Origin of the sequence: Clostridium thermosuccinogenes (genome assembly GCF_002896855.1) — a bacterium.
GTDB lineage: Bacteria > Bacillota > Clostridia > Acetivibrionales > DSM-5807 > Pseudoclostridium > Pseudoclostridium thermosuccinogenes.
Map to the genome: position 1 here is coordinate 1,904,559 of NZ_CP021850.1, position 19,383 is coordinate 1,923,941.

Below are 19,383 nucleotides of genomic sequence, written 5' to 3' on the forward strand. Positions count from 1 at the left end.
TAATGAATAGGATCATTGTGTCATTGTTCCCGAAAGCTCTACAGGAGCTCAAAAGCATAAGCTATATGAAAATTGCTGCAATAGCCGTAGTTACTGCCTTGATAGCCAATCTTTTTTCAATGGCAGCCCAAAGGGGCATTAAAGGTAGGGAGCTTAAAGACGAACCAAAACCGGGATTGTCCCAAACCACCGGCCAAATCCCGGCACGAAGCGGTGAAGTTCTTGTGGGCAGTACAGCCACCAAAAAAATGTATATCAACACCGACACCCTGAACATAAGAATCGTGGATACTGCCACCGGCGTGCAGTGGAATTCCATATATGATGACGGGAAAATATCTGAATTTGACAAATCTCCCCTGGTTGTGAGATTTCTTGGCCGGGACAGCCAGTTGTACGAGTGGACGGCGTATAAATACTGTGTTAGCAGCGGAAGATATGTCATCAATAAAATAAATAACGGGGTGCAGATAGTTCTGGATTTTATGGAAACCGACTCCTTCAGGCTCAATGAATACATGCCCCAGAAGATATCAATCCGTCGATTTCAGGAAGCGTTTCTGGATAAATTGGATCAAAAATCCGCCAGTGGAGAGATAAGCGAGGAAAAAATCCATATGTACAGGAATGTGCTGGAATTGATCTACGCAAAGGATGAGGAGAACGGATGTTATTATAACAAGTTTTCAGGTACTCCGTCAGCATCTGTCAGCAGCCTGCTTATTGAGCTGACCAAGGATGTGGGATACAGCAGAGAAGCTCTCATAAAAGATAATGAAGAATTCGGTATAACGGTAAATATTGCAGAACCCGCAAAATTCAAAATCATAATGGAAGCATTCCTGGATGAGAATGACCTTGTCATCCGGATTCCTACCTATGAAATAATAAATGAAAATGATTTTTACAGCATCCAGAATATAGTTGTTTATCCCGGTTTCGGGCTGGCATCGTCAGATCAGGTGGATGAGGGATATATATTGGTGCCGGATGGAGCAGGAGCATTATTCAAACTGAACACTTTCGACGGCAGATATCCTGAGTATACCAGACCTGTATACAACAATACCTATTACGATAAGCTTTACGAAATGCCGGAATACCCGGAGGATTTGCACATGCCTGTATTTGGCATGATGTACCAAAAGGGTTCGGGTACGATGCAGGGGTTTATGGGAATAATCGAGGAAGGGGCCGAAACCGCATATATAAACGTAAGATTGGGCACTAAAGACACTGAAAGTAATGGCACACCATACAACAAGGTCTATGCCTCTTTCGATTCAATGCAGTATTCCCGTGTAAAGGTGTTCGGACCATACAGTTCCAACGATGCCAGATATCTTTCCACGACAGGCATGATTGATATGGACTTCACCATAAGATACAAGCTGTTTGAAAAGGATGCCACTTATTTCAATATGGCGATGGAATACAGGGAATATTTAATAAGCAAAAACAATATCCATGTTAGTTATGAAGACAAACCAAAGCTGTTTTTAGAAATAATAGCCGCTCTTACGATAGAGGACAGAATACTGGGTGTCCCATACGACAAGCTGATTTCCATGACTACCTACCGAGAGCTTAGGGATATCTTGGAAGATATGGAGGGGATCAGCAAGGTTATAGCTTACAACGGGGCATATAATGGTGGGATTAACCACAGCTTGCTGAGAAAGGCGGAGTTGGTGGATGAAAATGGAAGTGCCGGGGACTTGGACCTTCTGGCAGAATATATTGCTGAAAATGGCGATGAACTGTTTTTTGCAGCGGATATAACGAGAGTCTATAAAAAAGGCAACGGATTTAACAGGAAAAAGCATGCCCTTTATGGGTTCAATAGGAAGCCTGTGGAGATAATGGATTACAATCCTGCAACGGGTAGATTTTCACGAAACAGCAGCAGCTATTATATAATCAGTCCCAAATACCTGGACAGCATTGTCGATGGATTTTTGAAAACCACAAAGGACAATATAGGTACATATTTGAAGGAAATGGGAAATACATACTACGCCAATTATAATCCCAGGGAAATAATCAATCCGGTTTTGTCCAACAGGATAGTCAGGGAGAACATATCCAGGATGTCGGAATCCAGAGCTGTTGCTATAGACAATCCCAATGCCGATAAGATATCTTATGCGGATTATGCCGTAAACGTATCCAGGGAATGCAGCGATTTTGGCACAATGTATTGCTCCATACCTTTCCGGCAGCTTGTTATGAACGGGCTTACCGAGTATACGACACTGGACGTGAACATGTCGTCGGACAGGAGCCGCTATTATATTCTGCAAGCTTTTGAACTTGGAAGTTATCCCAAGTTCACCCTGTGCGCCAAGAATGTGGATGTGCTCCAGAACACGGAATTTTCATATTATTTTTCAATACAGTACGATGCCTTGCGAGATACGATTTTCAATGTGTATAAGGAATACCGGGATGGCTTTGATAAGATAAAATCAAGAGAAATTGTGTCACACAACATACTCCAAAAAAATGTATTTGAAACCAGGTATGCAAACGGGTCCATGGTAATTGTCAACTACAACAAGTATCCTGTAACTGTGAAAGGCTTGAATATTGAAGCTTTAGGCTATCATATAGAATCTGGAAATTAGGAAGGTGAATCCGGTGAAAACCATATCCCATCGAAAAAAGACCATTCACTTGACATATTTGACTTCCCGCAAGCTTAACGCTCTGCTGTTCATGACTCCATGGCTGATAGGTTTCATATTGTTTTTCCTCATGCCGTTGTTCAATACAATACTTTACTCCTTCCATTCGGTGCAGGTCGGTGAATATGGCGGCATGAAGCTGGAATTTGTAGGACTGCAAAACTATATCGATCTGTTCAAGACGGAAGTATCCAGCAGCAGCCAGCAGTTCCTCAGGGTTTTCATAGATGAAAATGTGAACATATTCGTAAATACGCCTTTAATTGTGGTATTCAGCCTGTTCTCAGCCATACTGCTAAATATGAAATACAGGGGAAGGGAAATTGTGCGGGTCATCTTCTTCATGCCCATAGTTTTGGGAATCAAGGTTGTCGTCAACCTGCTTATGGTAACCACAGGGGGAGATATCACCGATACTGCGGTCAACAGCTCAATAGACAATTCATTTCTCATTTATATACTGACTTCCTATACATTCCTGCCTCTAAGGATTACAAGCTTTATTTCATCGGTGGTGGGCAACATATTCTCATTGATATCCCAGGCAGGAGTTCAGACGCTGGTGTTCCTGGCAGGCCTGCAATCGATTAATCCGTCTCTGTATGAAGTAGCCAAGATCGAAGGTGCGAATGGATATGAAGTTTTCTGGAAAATCACCTTTCCCATGCTTTCAAATGTGAACCTGTTTGCTGTCGTGTATACTTTTGTGGATCTCTTCCTGGCATCACCGATTGCCAATGAAATATACCGCTTTGCTTTCAACAGAAACAATATAGGAACAGGTTCGGCTCTTTCCATGGTTTATATGATAAACATCCTGGCAGATCTCTGTATTCTGCTTCTTGTGTTTAAAGCAAAAGGGGGTAAAAACAATATATGAAACTCTTTGATCCGGTTTTAAAAAAGCTGTCCTCCCAGTGGAATGCAAAATCCTTTCAAGATGGGTACAAAACAAAAAAACAGTTTTCAAGGCTTATTTACGGTTTTTTCCTGGCATCGCTGATAGCTGGCTTATGCTTTGCAATACTCTATCCGCTGATTAAGGTGCTGCCGGTTGTGTTTTGCGATCTACATGATTTGGGAAATCCCGATGTCATATGGATACCTATGAAGAGATCGGTTACAAGCTTCAGAGCTGCAATACGACTGATATACGGAAATGGAATGGGCATGCTCAAAACCCTCGGCTATTCGGCAATAATCACGTTAATAAATATATTTGTCTGCTCCATGACCGGATATGCTCTGGGCAGGGTAAGGTTCAAATTAAGCAGCATTGCGTTTTTCCTGGTCATCCTCACCTTTCTTGTGCCTCCCCAGTCGCTTTTGATTTCCCAGTATCTGCATTTTAAGCATTTTGACATATTCGGACTTATCAAAGCCTTTACCGGGGATACGATTGATCTCATCAATAAGCCTTACACGCTTTTTATCATAGCTTTCTTGGGCTTTGGTGTTAAAGAGAGCCTCTTTGTATTCATATTAAGGCAGTTCTACAAGGGAATGCCGACAGAGCTGGAAGAGGCTGCTCTTATAGATGGGTGCGGTTTTCACAGGACATATTACAGCATAATGCTTCCTAATGCAGTTCCGGCCATAGTAACCGTAGCGGTGCTTTCTTTTGTTTGGAATTACGGGGATACCTATTATACGGGATATTTCCATCCTGACGGTCCCTATGTCAGCAATACGCTTACACGGGCTTTTAATCCGTCCAATCAGAATACTGTCTTAAGAGCTTTGAGCACATGGTATAATATGCCGGGGGTAACAACTTTTGCTTTTGATGCCGTAAAGCAGGCAGCAGTGTTACTGTACCTCATACCATTGCTGGTAGTGTATTTCCTCATCCAGAAGAAGCTGGTGGATAATTTTGAACGTTCGGGAATTGTGGGGTGAGATACCGGATATATATATAAAAAGAGAGCTTTCATGGACAAATGTATAAAAACTCTCACCGTGCCGGCAGGATGAGGTAAAAGATGCCTTTGGATTGCCGTCAAAACAGGCTATTTTTTCTTGAATATCTTTATTAGTACTGTTAAAATAGAACTATCAACTTATACAGATGGTTCTATTTTAAAGATCAAAATACAATACAAAGGAGAAGATAGATTTGGCTGGTTTTTTTGGTTTTTTTGATTATACTAAACCGGGGCCAGGAGTTCCGAAAGATGCGCCTCCTAAGCCAAGAATAGTCGTTTTTTTCGGGATTGTCGGCCGTAAATTTTGGAAACTTGTAAGCATAAACCTTATGTTTTTTCTGTTCAACCTGCCGGCATTGTTATTGATGATGCTGATCACGTTTTTCTTTAAAGCGGATATGATAATTGATGATCCCATTGCTGATCTCATTACCAGGCTTACCTTTGGCGCTGGCTTTTTATGTATACCTGTAATAACGGTAGGGCCTGCCCAGGCTGGATTTACTTATATCCTGAGAAATTATGCGCGGGAGGAACATGCCTTTCCCTGGTGGGACTTCCGGGATGCCGCCAAAAGGAATTTTAAGCAGAGCCTCATTATATCTATAATAAACATCTTGGCTGTAGCTTTGATAGGCATGGATTTAAACGCGTATTTCCAGCTGAATCGCGGTGATAATATTCTGATGTCCCTAGCCAGCGGTTTTATTGTACTGGCCTTCATCATCCTTTTGATGATGAACATGTATATTTATCCCATGCTGGTTACTTTTAAGCTCACTGTAAAGCAGTTATACAAGAATGCATTCATATTTTCCATGATGAGATTCTTTCCGAACCTCGGTATTTTGCTGTTATGCTTCTTAATTATTATTGCAACCTTCTGGTACCCTGTCATAGGAATTATTTTGCTGCCTTTGATAACCATGAGCTTTATAGGGCTGGTGACCAACTTCTATGTGTATCCTACCCTCAAGAAGCATATAATAGACAAGTTTGAAGAAGAACAAGCGGCAAAAGAAACCAGCGGGTTACAAGCTGATGCGCAGGAGGAAGGTGCGGCTGAGGAAAGCATTAATCATAATGAGTCCGACGAGAAAGAGGACGAGAATAAGTAAGGGATTATCTTAAGTATTGCTGTTATTCTTGATAATCGCGTTAAATTTCCTGGGATGAAGTATTTCAAGTTTTTGATTAAAAAATCATTCAAGGACCAAGGAGATTTTCCCGGCGATGAACTGGATTTTCTCCCGATGAGTTTAGTGCTGTTTAGCTGATGCTATTTATATTGGTTATATAAAAATAAAGCGGTATATTATTAATCCTTCTAGGTGTCAAAAGCCTCTCACTCATATGGGTGGGAGGCTTTTTTATGAAGAACAATTTCATTGAGGTGAAATTGAGGTGAATTTGATCTTTATAAAATCTCTCAAATCTCAGAAATTTCGCCATCGTCTAATTGTGCAATCAATTCGTTAGCTGCTATTGATAATGGAACATCCTTCAGCCATACTGCTCCGATAGCCCGCGGAGGGATAGCTTCGATGGGCTTAACCTCATAAAGCCTGCCTTTTTCCAGTTCCTCCTCTATAAAATTTCTAATAACGCAGGCTATCCCAAAATCATATTTTGCAAATTGAATAAGCAGGTCTATGTTACCCAGCTCAAAATCCGGTTCAACGGAAACGGAATTGTCCTTGAAATATTGATCGATATATAATCTGGAGTTGCTGTTTTTCTCAAGCAGAAGTAAAGGAAACTTGACGATTTCGCTTAAGGGCATTCTTTTGTTTGAAAGATATCTGTATTTTTCACCGACAACAAAACAGTCCTGAGTAGTCATGATTTTTTTGAAAACAAGTTGATCGTCATGATAAGGCATGTTTATTAAGCCGAAGTCTATCTTACCGGCCTTTAGGAGGCTGATTATGCCTGGCGTTGTCGGACATATCACACGTATTTTAATTTTGGGATGAAGGGTATTGAACAGCTTGAGGTATGGAATCAGGTAATTTTTGCATAAGGTATCGCTCACACCTATTCTGACCTCTCCGTCCAGCAGGTTTTTTACAGTTTTAATTTTACTCTCGGCAGTTGATATGAAGTTGAAGGCCTGATCAATATATTGATAAAGAATTTCACCCTCTGGTGTCAGCTTGACTCCTTTAGGGGTTCTTGAAAACAGGGTGCATCCCAGCTCATCCTCCAGCTGCCTGATTGACCTGCTCACTGCTGGCTGAGTTATATATAAGTGGTCGGCAGCCTTTGATATGCTCCCGTATTGTGCGATGTAATAGAAGGATTTATATAGCTCCAGATTCATATATATAACCTACCTTTATAACTGGTATAAAAAATATGCATTTCATTTATATCTCATTTTCTATTATACTTAATTTGTAGTAAATAACAAGCATATCTGTAAAAAACGAAGAGGAGGGTATTTAATGAGTACGAAAGTTGGAATTAACGGTTTTGGAAGAATCGGAAGAAACACATTCAAGGTGATATTGGAGAAGTACCCGAAGGAGCTTGAAGTGGTAGCCATCAATGATCTGACGGATGCAAAAACGCTTGCTCATCTCCTAAAGTATGATTCGGTGTTTGGAAAATTCAATGGAGATGTTGAAGTAAAAGAAAACATGCTGGTGGTTAATGGAAGGGAAATAAAAATTCTGACTGAAAAAGATCCAGCCAACATTCCTTGGAAGGAGCATGGGGTTGAGGTCGTACTTGAAGCCACAGGATTATTCACAAAAAGAGAAAAGGCAGAGCTACACATTACCGGGGGAGGAGCTAAAAAGGTCCTTATATCGGCACCAGCAGTTGATGAGGATATTACGATAGTGTTGGGCGTAAATGAAGAAAAATATGAACCATCCAAGCATCACATTATTTCTAACGGATCTTGTACAACTAACGCTCTGGCTCCTGTGGCAAAGGTGTTGAATGACAGCTTTGGCATTAAAAAAGGTTTTATGACTACCGTCCATTCGTATACAAATGATCAGAGGATTCTGGATTTACCCCACAAAGATTTGAGAAGGGCACGGGCTGCTTCCATGTCTATCATACCGACTAAGACAGGAGCTGCGAAGGCAATCGGGCTTGTCATACCGGAACTGGCAGGCAAACTGAATGGATTTTCCTTTAGAGTACCAACTCCGGATGTATCGGTGGTCGACCTGGTGGTTGAGACCGAAAAAACCGTTACAAAGGATGAGGTTAATGAAGCATTAAAGGCTGCTGCAGAAGGTAAATTGAAAGGTATTCTGAATTACTCGGAAGAACCTCTGGTTTCAACCGATTATATTGGTGATCCGGCATCCTCCATTGTAGACGCGTTATCTACCATGGTACTTGGTGATAATTTGGTGAAGGTTGTCTCCTGGTATGATAATGAGTGGGGCTTTTCCAACAGGTATGCTGATCTGGCGGCATATGTATCTTCAAGCATATGAGGCTGTAGTTGGTCTATCGCAAAGGATTAGGGCTGATTCGATAAATATTAAGGATATCAGACATGTAAGGAAGGATAGGGAATGTATAGGGGTATATAGGAGTGTAAAGCTCCTATATACCCCGACCATTTGATAAGATAAATCTGGAGATGTTAAAATGGAATATCAACTCGATGTGGATTATACAGCTACAGCCTGCCTAAAATATACTTTCTGATAAAGTATATTACCTTGCCCATTTCCCTTAAAGTTTTATCCTTCAGTTTACCATTAAAGTCATATACGATCATTTGGTCGGAAGTGCTGATGTCTACATTGCCATATCTAGCCTTTACGAATATCTCCGTAACCCTTTTAAAAGTGTCGGGTTTAAATAGAAGGAGATAGGAATCCACCCTTTCCGCAAACTGGAAGGGAGTTTCTCCGGGTTTTATATTCAGCTTCATGGAAGATAAAATTTTCAGATAGTACTTGTATAAATTGATGACACTATCCTTGGGGTTGGATTTCTTAGCCTTAAAAAGCATAACCCGCCGCCGGAAAGCATTATAGGATATGACCGACAGGGTAAGCAATAATAAGGCTATAATAATAAATATACGGATATCAAATTTTTCCTCATTTTCCTCCGGCAATTCCACAGGAGTATTGTTTATGACAGGTGCGGCACCTTGCCCGCGAATACCAAGTCTGCTCAAATACTCCATCATCTCCTGCTCGTAGTAGAAGCTGCTGTCAAAGCTCCTGCCGCTGGATGAATTCCTGTAGAGAATGGGTGAGAACGGTGGAGTGGGTTCGAACTGCAGCCATCCGAATCCTTCAAAATATGCCTCTACCCAAGCATGGGCCATTTCGTTGGTTACCTTGTAAAGGTTGTCTTTTTCAGGTTTGGCAGGCAAAACATACCCTTCCACATACCTGGCAGGAATGCCGGCGCATCTTAAAAGCACTGCCATGGAAGAAGCATAATATGTGCAATACCCCTGCCTGGTGTCAAAAAGGAAATAGTCTACAAAGTCAACACCTCTTGGTGCTTTGGGTGGGGACAGGGTATAAGTAAAGCCGTTGCCTTTAAAAAACTGTTCTATTGCTTTTGCCTTGTCGTAATCATTTTCATAATCCGATGTAATAGATAGCGCAAGCTCTTTTACCCTCACGGGAAGGGTGTCAGGAAGCTGAAGATATTTTGATCTTATCATGTCAGCTTTTGCCGAAAGGTTTATTGTCTTTTTCCTGAGGGATTGAAGGTCTTCAAGCTTATACACAGACAAAGGTTCATCCTGGCCATCAAGATTTATTTCCACATTGATTCTGTTGGAAAAATTAAAATATTTAGCGACATTGGCAACGGATGCCTCGCCTTCTATTACTTTTACGGTATAACCTATATCTTCATAGAACTTTCTTATAGTATCCAAATCTGTCACTGTCTTGAGTTCATCATCAATATCAGTCCAGAAGAAGCCTGTGGATCCCTCCGAAATATTCTGGCGATAGATTAAGGGTTTGCCGGATTCGTCCTTGCCTATAACATATACTGTGCTATTTTTATCTATCTGGGTAAGCAGGTTTTTATAAAAATCTTTTTTGCTTTTCCTGAGGATATCGCTAAAACCTTCTGCGTAGAAGTTGGGACTAAAGGCATCCAAAGAGTAAGAAAAACCTTTTCGTGCCGCTTTTTCCAGGAATATTACGCCTTCATTGCCAATATTGGTTTTGGAAGAGCCGGCTGCCAGGCTTATACCATATGTGTATGGCGGTATAAACATGGATTTGGTTGTGAGGTTCACAAAGCTGACTTCCAGGTGATCATTAAAAAAATACTTTTCGAAGGATTCATCATCTCCTCCTGTAAAGATCCACATGCCTGTACGCATCTCATCCAAGTCTTCCAGCAATATATTTTCGTTATTGCTGTTATCTTTAGCCCTGCTATAGCCGCCTATCCAAGAGTAGCCGGTATAGGTTGGGGATATGGCAGCTTTAAGATACAGCGGTCTGGGAGAGTTAACATTCAAAACATGGGTTTTGTCAAGGTCAACACCTCCGCCTAATCTCCCTTGGCTTCCAAAACCGGAGGATGCCACGGAAAAATATTCAAAACGCCGGGTGCTGAAAAAAGTGCTGTTAAAATTATCTATAACAGAATTAATCCTGCTGGTTAAGGCTTTCCAGCCTATCGGTTCATTCAGGGAGGGCAGAAGGGAGGCTGTTAATATTATCACCAAGGACAGGGGTATGATCTGCAGTGTGAACACGGCAGGACTGGAGTAGCTTTTGGGGTTTTGGCGCAATTTCTTTTCATGGATAAAACGGAAATAATATATCAGTATCGAAAACAGGTATATATAAAAGGATGAATAACTCATAAAATACCCCATAATCCACTGGCATACAAAAAGGGCCGTGCTGCCTGTCAGGATTATCAGGAAGTTGAATCGCTTGCAGGTGAAAACATGCACCAGAAGGGTTATTGGCACAATGAGCAGGAAAACTGTGATGGGCACATAGTTACTTTCCAGCTCGTAATAGCCTGCAGTGTATCCGTCCAGCCATGTAATGTAATCTTGAATATCCAGTATTTGAGATAAATCCATGCTACTGCTCTGCATATATACTGCCATGGGAACAACACAGATAGTGAGCAGAGCTGATATTACAGTAGTGATCTTATTGTAGAAAGCCAAAGAAAACACCACCGACAAAACGAATACATACATAAATATTCGCATGGCGTTATAATCATTGAAGTTCAGCGAATGTACCAGGGCATAAACGAGGCTGAAACTCATCAATGAACATAGCATAGTATTGACGATAATATCAAGAACATGCTTTTTTATCTTCATAGTTTAGACTCCAGTGCCAGTTTAATATCATCATTAACCTCCAACCGGTAAACGGAAACACCGATGTCGGTCAGAAACTCCGTTATGCTGGCGATATCCGGATTTATTCCACTCTTTAGGGTGTCAGAGGATATGTAGATTATATTTACATCATAACCGTTATGACGTATCTTGTAAATCTGATTATATAAATCATAGTTTAAATCTGCTGTAAATATGAAAACATCTGTCTTTTTAATGCTGCCGGCCCAAAATAGTTCCATAACGTCGGTAATCGCAACACTTTGATCAAAGCGAATCTGGGCCAACTCTTTGTATATCCTTTCAAAGTCCGACGGAGCTTTGGCTTCCAGATTTACTATATCCTTCGTGCAATATACAAGATCCACCGGTATCCAGTTATATAGGCAATAGCGAATTACAGCAACAGCAGATTCTATAAGTTTGTCCTCTACAATGACCTGGTTTTCCATAGGGCCTTCAATTCTATTCAAATCAAGGAAAATCGTTGCTACCGTCCGGGAAGTTCCCTGGAAGGTTTTAACATAAAGCTCATCCATTTTAGCGCTCAGCTTCCAGTGTATTCTCTTCATGGTATCACCATAGGAATATCTCCGGATATCGGATATGGTCGTAAAATCTTCATACAGAGAATTAATAAGGGTATGAGTATCCGAAAGGAAACTGGTCCTTAGGTGAAATATATCCAGATAAACAATCTTTGGGTAAATTATGATCTCCTTTGTCTCTTTGATATTGAACCTGAGTCTGAACATGCCAAGCAAATCTTCGAACTCAACGGAACTAAGCCCAATAGCAAATACTCCTCTGTACTTGCATTCCAGTTCATAGGAAAAAGATGTCTTTTCTCCGGGCAAAAGGGAAAAACTCTCCTCTTGTAATTGCCCGGCTAAAAAGGTGCTGCTTATATGGAAGTTTATTTTAACATAAGGGTAGTAAAGAGGTCCTTCATTATTTATATTAAGCCTGTATTTGAGTTTATCGCCTTTTAAAACATACTTGCCGTCCACCGACTGAATATATTTAAAGCTCGCAAACAAAACCAAGGTGTATAAGAAGGAGAAAAGCGGAAGTAAAAGCGTTATAAACAGCAGCATATAAGGTATCTTGCCGCCATAAAAATTTGCAAACAATACGGATAGCACCAGCAATATGCCGTAAATCAACCTATTAACCGCCATATCAATCCACCACAGGCACTTTAATGCTGTCTACTATTGAAGCAAGTATGTCACGTGTAGATATTTTCTTAAGCTTTGCTTCCTGCTTCAGAATTATTCTATGGGATAAGACTGGAAACACCATTTTTTTGATGTCATCAGGGATCACGTAGCTGCGCTTGTTGTAAAACGCCCATGCCTGGGATGCCCTGAAAAGGGAAAGGGAACCCCTGGGGCTTGCTCCGAGCAAAACATCCGGCTGCCTTCTCGTTTGGCTTACTATATCAACTATATAATCCTTAAGGCTTTTATCCACATGCACATTTTTGACATTTTCCTGCAGGCTGATTATATCCTGGCTGTCGGCTACCGGCGTCAGGGTTTCAAGGGGGTTAGATGTGCAAAACCTTGAAAGTATCATGCTTTCTTCATTGGCAGAGGGATACCCGAGGGAGACCTTCATAAAAAACCTGTCCAGCTGAGCTTCGGGCAAAGGAAAGGTTCCCAGGTACTCCACCGGGTTCTGGGTAGCCATAACCATGAATGGTTTGGGAACTTTGTATGTTGCGCCGTCCACGGTTACCTGACCTTCTTCCATAACCTCCAGCAGGCTGGCCTGGGTTTTAGGGGAAGTCCTGTTGATTTCATCGGCTAAGATAATCTGGCTCATGATCGCACCAGGCCTGAACTCAAAATCCCCAGTTTTCTGATTGAAAACCGAAAAGCCTGTGATATCTGAAGGAAGTATGTCAGGCGTGAACTGAATCCTCTTGAATGAAGCGTTGATCGATTTCGCCATGGCGGAAACCAGACTGGTTTTACCAACACCGGGAACATCCTCAATCAATACATGACCATTGCAGACAAGGGCTAGAAGTAAAAGCTCGATGGAATCTCTTTTGCCGATTATTACTTTCTCGATATTGTCCACAATCTTACCTAGAACCTCATCAGTTGTATACATAAGACTCTCCTCTTGATAATATCGACTTGCAGCATATATCACGGAATAGAGAATCAACAAGCCCCTCTGGCAAGGAGAAAGTAATTCATCTTTCGGATGCCGCAGGAATTAAGAGTTTAATCGATTGCATATTCGCTTTATGGAAATTATTTATCACTGTTAATATGGTAAGCATAAAATAAACCTATATTTTGCTTTTAATCCAATTATATATTAAAAGGACTTAAAATTCAATCTTTTGCGGATAATTTATGTTATCCGTTTATCCATAAAGCTATTTTGTTAAATGGTACGAATTAAACAGCTTAACTTCTGTTAGTATTGGTAATTTACCGCTGTGTTGGCTTCGCTGCCGCAAGGTCTGCGGAACTACAATTTAAGTTTGCCGGCGATCTCCTTCAGGGAATTGGCGGATTTCTTCAAGAGTTCCATTTCCGTATCATCCAAAGGCATATCCAATATTCTGACTATACCGCTATGGTTTACCACTGTGGGCAAGCTAAGGCATATGTCATTAATGCCGTATTGACCTTCCAGCAGGCTTGATACCGTAAGTATGGAGTTTTCATTTCTTAATATCGCCTCCACAATCCTCCGGACGGCCAGAGCGACGGCATAATATGTGGCCCCTTTCTTTTCAATAATTTTGTAAGCTGCATTTTTTACTTCATTATATATGTCCTGCCTTCTTATGTTTTCAGGACAATTGCGGCAGTCTTCGCAGTATTTGTCCATAGGTATGTTTCCTATGCTGGCAGTGCTCCAGGCGGCAACTTCCGTATCTCCATGCTCACCAATAATATAAGCGTGCACATTTCTTGTATCGATATTGACATGGTCTCCAATGAGGTATCTGAGCCTTGCGGTATCTAAAACCGTACCCGAACCAATAACCCTGTTTTTAGGGAATCCTGAAATCTTGTATGTTACATAGGTGAGAATATCCACAGGGTTGGTCACAACTAATAGGATACAGTCAGTGTTATATTTCAAAATTTCTCCTATAATGCTTTTGAAGATTTCCGTATTTTTATATACAAGGTCTATTCTTGTTTCTCCCGGCTTTTGATTGGCGCCGGCGGAGATTATTATAATATCGGAACCGGCGCAGTCGCTGTATGATCCCTGATAAATCTTGACAGGCCTTACAAAGGGCATGCCATGGTTCATATCCATTACCTCGCCTTCGGCCTTGTCTTTGTTTATATCAATCAAAACTATCTCAGAAACCAGTCCGCTCAGCATCAGGGTATAAGCTGTTGTCGAGCCTACGAAGCCTGCTCCTACAACTGTGATCTTTTTTGGTGTAATTTCATGCATCGTAATACCTCCTTTTGTCAATTTTTCTAATTTATAATTACCACCAAAATAAAGCTATAATCTTGATCCCTGCATATAAGTTTTTATTTAAATATGGATAATTATGATATAATAATTGAAGCAGCGATCACTATAGTTGCATTTATTATATGCAATTTTCATTCTAATTAAAAGAAAGGGATTTCATATGAATGCGGAAATTTTAGCAGTCGGAACCGAGCTTTTAATGGGGCAGATTGCAAATACCAATGCCCAATATATATCAGGCCGTCTTCCTGAGGTTGGGGTTAATGTATATTACCACAGTGTAGTGGGGGATAATCCTAAAAGGCTTAAGGATTGTCTTGAGATAGCGTTAAAGCGCTCTGATGCCGTAATTATGACAGGAGGCCTGGGGCCTACCCAAGATGACCTTACCAAGGAGACTGTAGCTGAAACCCTTGGAAAGAAGCTTGTACTGCATGAGGAAAGCCTTAAGAAAATAGAGGAATACTTTGCGAAGACCAACCGGCCGATGGCAAAGAATAATATCAAGCAAGCCTACCTGCCGGAAGGCTGCATCGTCATCAGCAACAACAACGGCACAGCTCCCGGGTGTATTATTGAGTCCGGGGGAAAGGTTGTAATAATGCTTCCGGGGCCGCCGTCAGAGATGAAACCTATGTTTGAGGATACCGTTATACCTTATTTTTTAAATAAAGCAAAGAGCATGCTGGTTTCAAAGCATATAAGGATGATCGGCATCGGCGAGTCGGCTATGGAAGAAAAGATAATGGATTTGATACAGAATCAGACAAATCCCACTATTGCTCCCTATGCCAAGGAAGGGGAGGTTACGCTCCGCATCACGGCCAACTGCAGCAGCCGGGAGGAAGGAGAAGGGTTGATAGCCCCTGTGGTGGACGAGATCAGAAAAAGGCTGGGGAATACCATCTATTCCTTGGAAGACAAACCACTCTATGCAGTGGTGGGAGAAATGCTTATCGAAAAGAACATAACCATAGCACTGGCTGAATCTTGCACTGGAGGTTTGATTGCGGAGATGCTGACCAATGTGCCCGGAATCTCCCGGGTTTTTGACAGGGGTATAGTATCTTACAGCAACCAGTCGAAGGTGGAATGCTTGGGAGTAAATCCCGAAACAATACAGAGGTTCGGCGCTGTAAGCCGGGAAACTGCAGTGGAAATGGCAAGGGGAATAAAAGAAAGGTCCGGAACGGATATAGGATTGTCTGTTACCGGCATAGCAGGCCCGGGGGGTGGCACGCCGCAAAAACCCGTCGGCCTTGTATATATAGCCCTGGCATATGGGGATCAAGTTGAGTGCAGAGAGTTAAGGCTCATGGGAAACAGAGCAAAAATAAGGAATATCACTGCCCTTAACGCCCTCGATATGATACGGCTGCATATCATGAATCAATAATTAATATTTGATATCAGGAGGAAAAGTTTTGAAGGAATCACAGAAGAAAAAACTGACCGGAGCTGCAATTGTTGTTATGTCAGCCATAATAGTAAGCAGGATAACCGGTTTTCTTAGGACGACGCTCATTTCCAACTTGTTGGGGTCAAAAATGGAAACCGATGCTTTCTACATGGCCTTCAGCATAACAGACCTCATGTATAACCTGCTGGTAGGCGGGGCGATTTCTGCTGCTTTGATTCCGGTGCTGACGGGATATATAGCCAAAAAAGATGAGGAAGATGGCTGGAAAGCGGTGGGGACGTTTATAAATGTAATTTTCATGGCAATGATAATCATCAGCGCCATAGGAATCGTATTTTCACCGGGAATTGTGGATTTTATGGCCAAAGGTTATACGGAAGAAGCAAAGCAGCTCACAGTCAGACTGGTTCGGATATTGTTTCCTTCCGTTTCATTTTTGATGCTGGCCGGACTGGTTAACGGCGTTCTGAACTCATATCAGAAATTTGCAGCCGCAGCCTATGGTCCATCATTATATAACCTGGGAAGCGCCTTGAGCGTCCTGATGTTCAGCAGGTTTGGCGTGGAAAAGGTGGCCTTGGGGTTTATGGGCAGCGCCCTTTTTTATTTTTTATTTCAGCTGTCCTTTGCCATTAAAAATATGAAATATTACAGGCCGGTAATTAAAATAAGGCATGCCGGTTTTCAAAGGTTATTCAGGCTGGCTGTGCCTTCCCTGCTGGCATCCTCGATTACCCAAATTAATTTGCTGATTCTGAACAAGTTTACTTCGGGTTTTTCCAGCGGAAGCGTAACGGCTTTGAGAAATGCCAATGATACCTGGCAGCTTCCTTACGGAGTGTTTGCCATGGGCATGGGTATGGCTTTGCTTCCTGCCATGTCAGAGAAGTCTGTGCTGGACCAGAAGGAAGATTTCAGCAGAATCGTGAGCAAAGGTTTAAAAACGGTTCTTATGCTGAATATTCCCTCCACTGTGGGCTTGATGATTTTGAATGTTCCTGTGATAAGTGCAATTTATAAATGGTCGGACAAGGTTGACATCGCCTTGACCGGAAGGATATTGATTTTTTATTCCATTGCCCTTATTACCCAGTCGATGCTGGCCATAATCAACAGAGCTTTTTATGCGATAAACGATACCAAAACACCTTTATATGTAGGCACAATAACCATCGCGGCAAATGCTTTGCTGTGCCAGTTTTTCAACAGCATGACAAATCTTGAGGTGGCAGGGATTGCATTGGCTTACTCCCTGTCCAGCATGCTCAATGCCAGCATGCTGATGTTTAAGCTGGAGAAGAAAACAAAATCACTGAACATCGGACAACTTATGAACTTCATTATAAAGGTTGCCCTCGCTTCAGTTGTCATGGGTATGGTGCTTGCAGTGATGGATCATTTCGCTGTGGTGGATTTCCTCAGGCCTTTCAGCATTAAGTCAAAAATAGGCGAGCTCGTATACCTGATGATGGAGATCTCGGTCGGAGCACTGGTGTTCTTTATCACTGCCATGTTGTTAAAGGTTGATGAAGCTGTTGAGATATTTAAAACTGCAATGGAGAAAATGGCGCAAGGTTATAGAAAAATTTCGAAAATATTTTAAATTTTTGTAAAAAAATGCAAAAGTAATATTGACACTAAAATCCTTATAATATATAATTGATTTAAGAACAGATGTTCGTTAATTTCTCTAAGGAGGAAATATGTTGATATGATTGAGAAGAAAAAGGCACTGGAAATGGCATTGGGGCAGATTGAAAAACAGTTCGGCAAAGGAGCTGTTATGAAGCTGGGAGAAAATGCCCATATGAATGTGGAGGCTATCCCGACCGGAGCTCTTGGTCTGGATATTGCCCTGGGTGTAGGTGGCGTTCCCAGGGGAAGGATAGTAGAGATATATGGGCCGGAGTCCTCCGGTAAAACCACTGTTGCGCTGCATATAATTGCAGAAGCGCAGAAAGCAGGCGGAGATGCAGCGTTTATTGATGCGGAGCATGCTCTGGATCCGGTTTATGCCAAAAATTTAGGTGTTGATATAGATAATCTGATAGTTTCCCAGCCTGATACAGGCGAACAGGCGCTGGAAATTGCGGAAGCCTTGGTAAGAAGCGGAGCTATCGATGTTATTGTAATAGACTCTGTGGCAGCTTTGGTTCCGAAAGCAGAGATAGACGGAGAGATGGGCGACGCTCATGTGGGCTTGCAGGCAAGACTAATGTCGCAGGCTTTAAGAAAGCTGGCAGGGGTTATAAGCAAGTCAAAAACTACTGCTGTGTTCATAAACCAGTTGAGGGAAAAGGTTGGTGTCATGTTTGGAAACCCGGAAACTACCCCCGGTGGAAGGGCTCTGAAGTTCTATGCATCGGTAAGGCTTGATGTCAGAAAGATAGAGACCATCAAGCAGGGCAGCGATATGATAGGAAGCAGAACGAGGGTTAAGGTGGTTAAAAACAAGGTGGCGCCGCCGTTTAGAGAGGCAGAATTTGATATAATTTACGGCGAAGGCATATCAAAGGAAGGAAACATCCTGGATGTGGGTGTAAACCTGGATATAATCAACAAGAGCGGATCATGGTTCTCTTATAATGGTCAGAGGATTGGACAGGGCAGAGAGAATGTGAAGCAGTTCCTTAAGGAGAATAAAGATATCGCTGCCGAAATAGAAGCAAAAATCCGGGAGTTTTATAAAAACTCGACGGTGAATTCCTTTTCCGCAACCGAGCCTATAAGCACGGATGACGATGAAATGCCGGAAAGCGATGAATAAAACCGACATTAATATAGAATTTTACTGATGGTACTTCTTCATTGATGATAAAATGTATAACTAAATGTAGGAGCTGGTGGTCGAAATTATGATGAGCATTATTTTGAAAACCATGCTCCTGTTTTGTTTCAATAAAAAAGGAGGACGCGATGGTTATCACGTCGGTGGAGGAAAGCAAAAACTCTAAGGACATATTGCTGGTGTATATTGATGGGAGTTATTCCTTTTCTATTTCCCGGGAGGATTACATCTCCCTAAACCTTTATGAAGAAAAGGAGCTTACCGAGGAGGATGTGGAGTACATTAAGAATACAGTAAATGTCAGAGCTGCCAAATATGCTGCGGTAAAATACCTGTCTCTCAAGCAAAGAAGCAGCGGGGAGGTTTATGGAAAGCTCAAGAGGGAAGGGTATGACGGCGATGTGATAGAAAAAGCAATAGAAGAGTTGCAGGATATGGGTTATATAAACGACCGGGTATATGCCCGGAAGTTCGTAAATGACAGGATTAAGCTGAAACCAAAGTCGGTTAGAATGCTGAAAATGGAGCTGCAAAACAAGGGTATAGAGGATGAGATAATAGATGAAGTACTGAGGGAAGTGGACCAGGATGATGAGGAAATTGCTCTGAGGCTTATATCAAAGAAATTCGGAAGATATGACCTGAGGGATGAAAAGGTGCAAAAAAAAGCCTATACCTTTCTCTGCGGCAGAGGATTCAGCTACAACCTTGCCAGCAAGGTGATAAACAGGATTATAAAGGAAAAGTAGGGGAAATATCCC

14 protein-coding genes are annotated in these 19,383 nt (G+C 41.8%); 9 read left to right on the forward strand and 5 right to left on the reverse strand.

Going from position 1 to position 19,383, the window contains the following annotated elements; genetic code table 11:
• The first annotated feature begins 2 nt into the window (after positions 1 to 2).
• From CDO33_RS08370 to CDO33_RS08385, 4 genes are all read left to right on the forward strand, one after another.
• On the forward strand, positions 3 to 2,627 hold the full coding sequence (locus CDO33_RS08370) for a DUF5696 domain-containing protein (protein ID WP_103081217.1): 2,625 nt from the start codon (positions 3 to 5) through the stop codon (positions 2,625 to 2,627).
• 13 nt (positions 2,628 to 2,640) lie between these two features.
• Complete coding sequence (locus CDO33_RS08375) at positions 2,641 to 3,567, forward strand: carbohydrate ABC transporter permease (RefSeq protein ID WP_103081216.1); 927 nt, start codon at positions 2,641 to 2,643, stop codon at positions 3,565 to 3,567.
• Positions 3,564 to 4,586 carry a carbohydrate ABC transporter permease gene (locus CDO33_RS08380; RefSeq protein ID WP_103081215.1) on the forward strand — a complete coding sequence of 341 codons (1,023 nt, stop codon included), beginning with the start codon at positions 3,564 to 3,566 and terminating at the stop codon, positions 4,584 to 4,586. Before CDO33_RS08375 ends, CDO33_RS08380 begins: the two co-directional genes overlap by 4 nt.
• A 217-nt stretch (positions 4,587 to 4,803) precedes the next feature.
• Positions 4,804 to 5,730, forward strand: coding sequence for a YesL family protein (locus tag CDO33_RS08385; protein WP_103081214.1), 927 nt, complete (start codon positions 4,804 to 4,806; stop codon positions 5,728 to 5,730).
• Between the two features lie 311 nt (positions 5,731 to 6,041).
• On the opposite strand, the gene CDO33_RS08390 is transcribed toward CDO33_RS08385, so the two are convergent.
• Positions 6,042 to 6,935: a LysR family transcriptional regulator gene (locus tag CDO33_RS08390; protein WP_103081213.1), complete on the reverse strand. Its 894-nt coding sequence runs from the start codon at positions 6,933 to 6,935 to the stop codon at positions 6,042 to 6,044.
• A gap of 124 nt (positions 6,936 to 7,059) precedes the next feature.
• Here CDO33_RS08390 and gap point away from each other — a divergent pair, with 124 nt between their 5' ends.
• The gene (gene gap / locus CDO33_RS08395; protein WP_103081212.1) at positions 7,060 to 8,073 is read left to right on the forward strand and encodes a type I glyceraldehyde-3-phosphate dehydrogenase; all 1,014 of its coding nucleotides are present in this window, start codon (positions 7,060 to 7,062) and stop codon (positions 8,071 to 8,073) included.
• Between the two features lie 188 nt (positions 8,074 to 8,261).
• Here gap and CDO33_RS08400 read toward each other — a convergent pair whose 3' ends face one another.
• From CDO33_RS08400 to CDO33_RS08415, 4 genes are all read right to left on the reverse strand, one after another.
• The gene (locus CDO33_RS08400) at positions 8,262 to 10,922 is read right to left on the reverse strand and encodes a DUF4129 domain-containing transglutaminase family protein (RefSeq protein WP_103081211.1); all 2,661 of its coding nucleotides are present in this window, start codon (positions 10,920 to 10,922) and stop codon (positions 8,262 to 8,264) included.
• Positions 10,919 to 12,124 carry a DUF58 domain-containing protein gene (locus CDO33_RS08405; RefSeq protein WP_103081210.1) on the reverse strand — a complete coding sequence of 402 codons (1,206 nt, stop codon included), beginning with the start codon at positions 12,122 to 12,124 and terminating at the stop codon, positions 10,919 to 10,921. Before CDO33_RS08405 ends, CDO33_RS08400 begins: the two co-directional genes overlap by 4 nt.
• A 1-nt stretch (position 12,125) precedes the next feature.
• Positions 12,126 to 13,067 (reverse strand): AAA family ATPase, encoded by a 942-nt coding sequence (locus CDO33_RS08410; protein ID WP_103081209.1) that lies wholly within the window; start codon positions 13,065 to 13,067, stop codon positions 12,126 to 12,128.
• Between the two features lie 369 nt (positions 13,068 to 13,436).
• Positions 13,437 to 14,387, reverse strand: coding sequence for an L-lactate dehydrogenase (locus CDO33_RS08415; RefSeq protein WP_103081208.1), 951 nt, complete (start codon positions 14,385 to 14,387; stop codon positions 13,437 to 13,439).
• A gap of 187 nt (positions 14,388 to 14,574) precedes the next feature.
• On the opposite strand from CDO33_RS08415, the gene CDO33_RS08420 reads away from it, so the two are divergent.
• The 4 genes from CDO33_RS08420 to CDO33_RS08435 all read left to right on the forward strand — a co-directional run bounded on the left by CDO33_RS08420 (position 14,575) and on the right by CDO33_RS08435 (position 19,371).
• Positions 14,575 to 15,810, forward strand: a complete 1,236-nt coding sequence (locus CDO33_RS08420; RefSeq protein WP_103081207.1) for a competence/damage-inducible protein A — start codon at positions 14,575 to 14,577, stop codon at positions 15,808 to 15,810.
• A gap of 28 nt (positions 15,811 to 15,838) precedes the next feature.
• Positions 15,839 to 17,437 carry a murein biosynthesis integral membrane protein MurJ gene (gene murJ / locus CDO33_RS08425; RefSeq protein WP_103081206.1) on the forward strand — a complete coding sequence of 533 codons (1,599 nt, stop codon included), beginning with the start codon at positions 15,839 to 15,841 and terminating at the stop codon, positions 17,435 to 17,437.
• Between the two features lie 108 nt (positions 17,438 to 17,545).
• Entirely contained in the window at positions 17,546 to 18,601 is a 1,056-nt protein-coding gene (recA, locus tag CDO33_RS08430) for a recombinase RecA (RefSeq protein WP_103081205.1), read from the forward strand.
• A 149-nt stretch (positions 18,602 to 18,750) separates the two neighbouring features.
• Entirely contained in the window at positions 18,751 to 19,371 is a 621-nt protein-coding gene (locus tag CDO33_RS08435) for a regulatory protein RecX (RefSeq protein WP_103081204.1), read from the forward strand.
• Positions 19,372 to 19,383 lie beyond the last annotated feature (12 nt).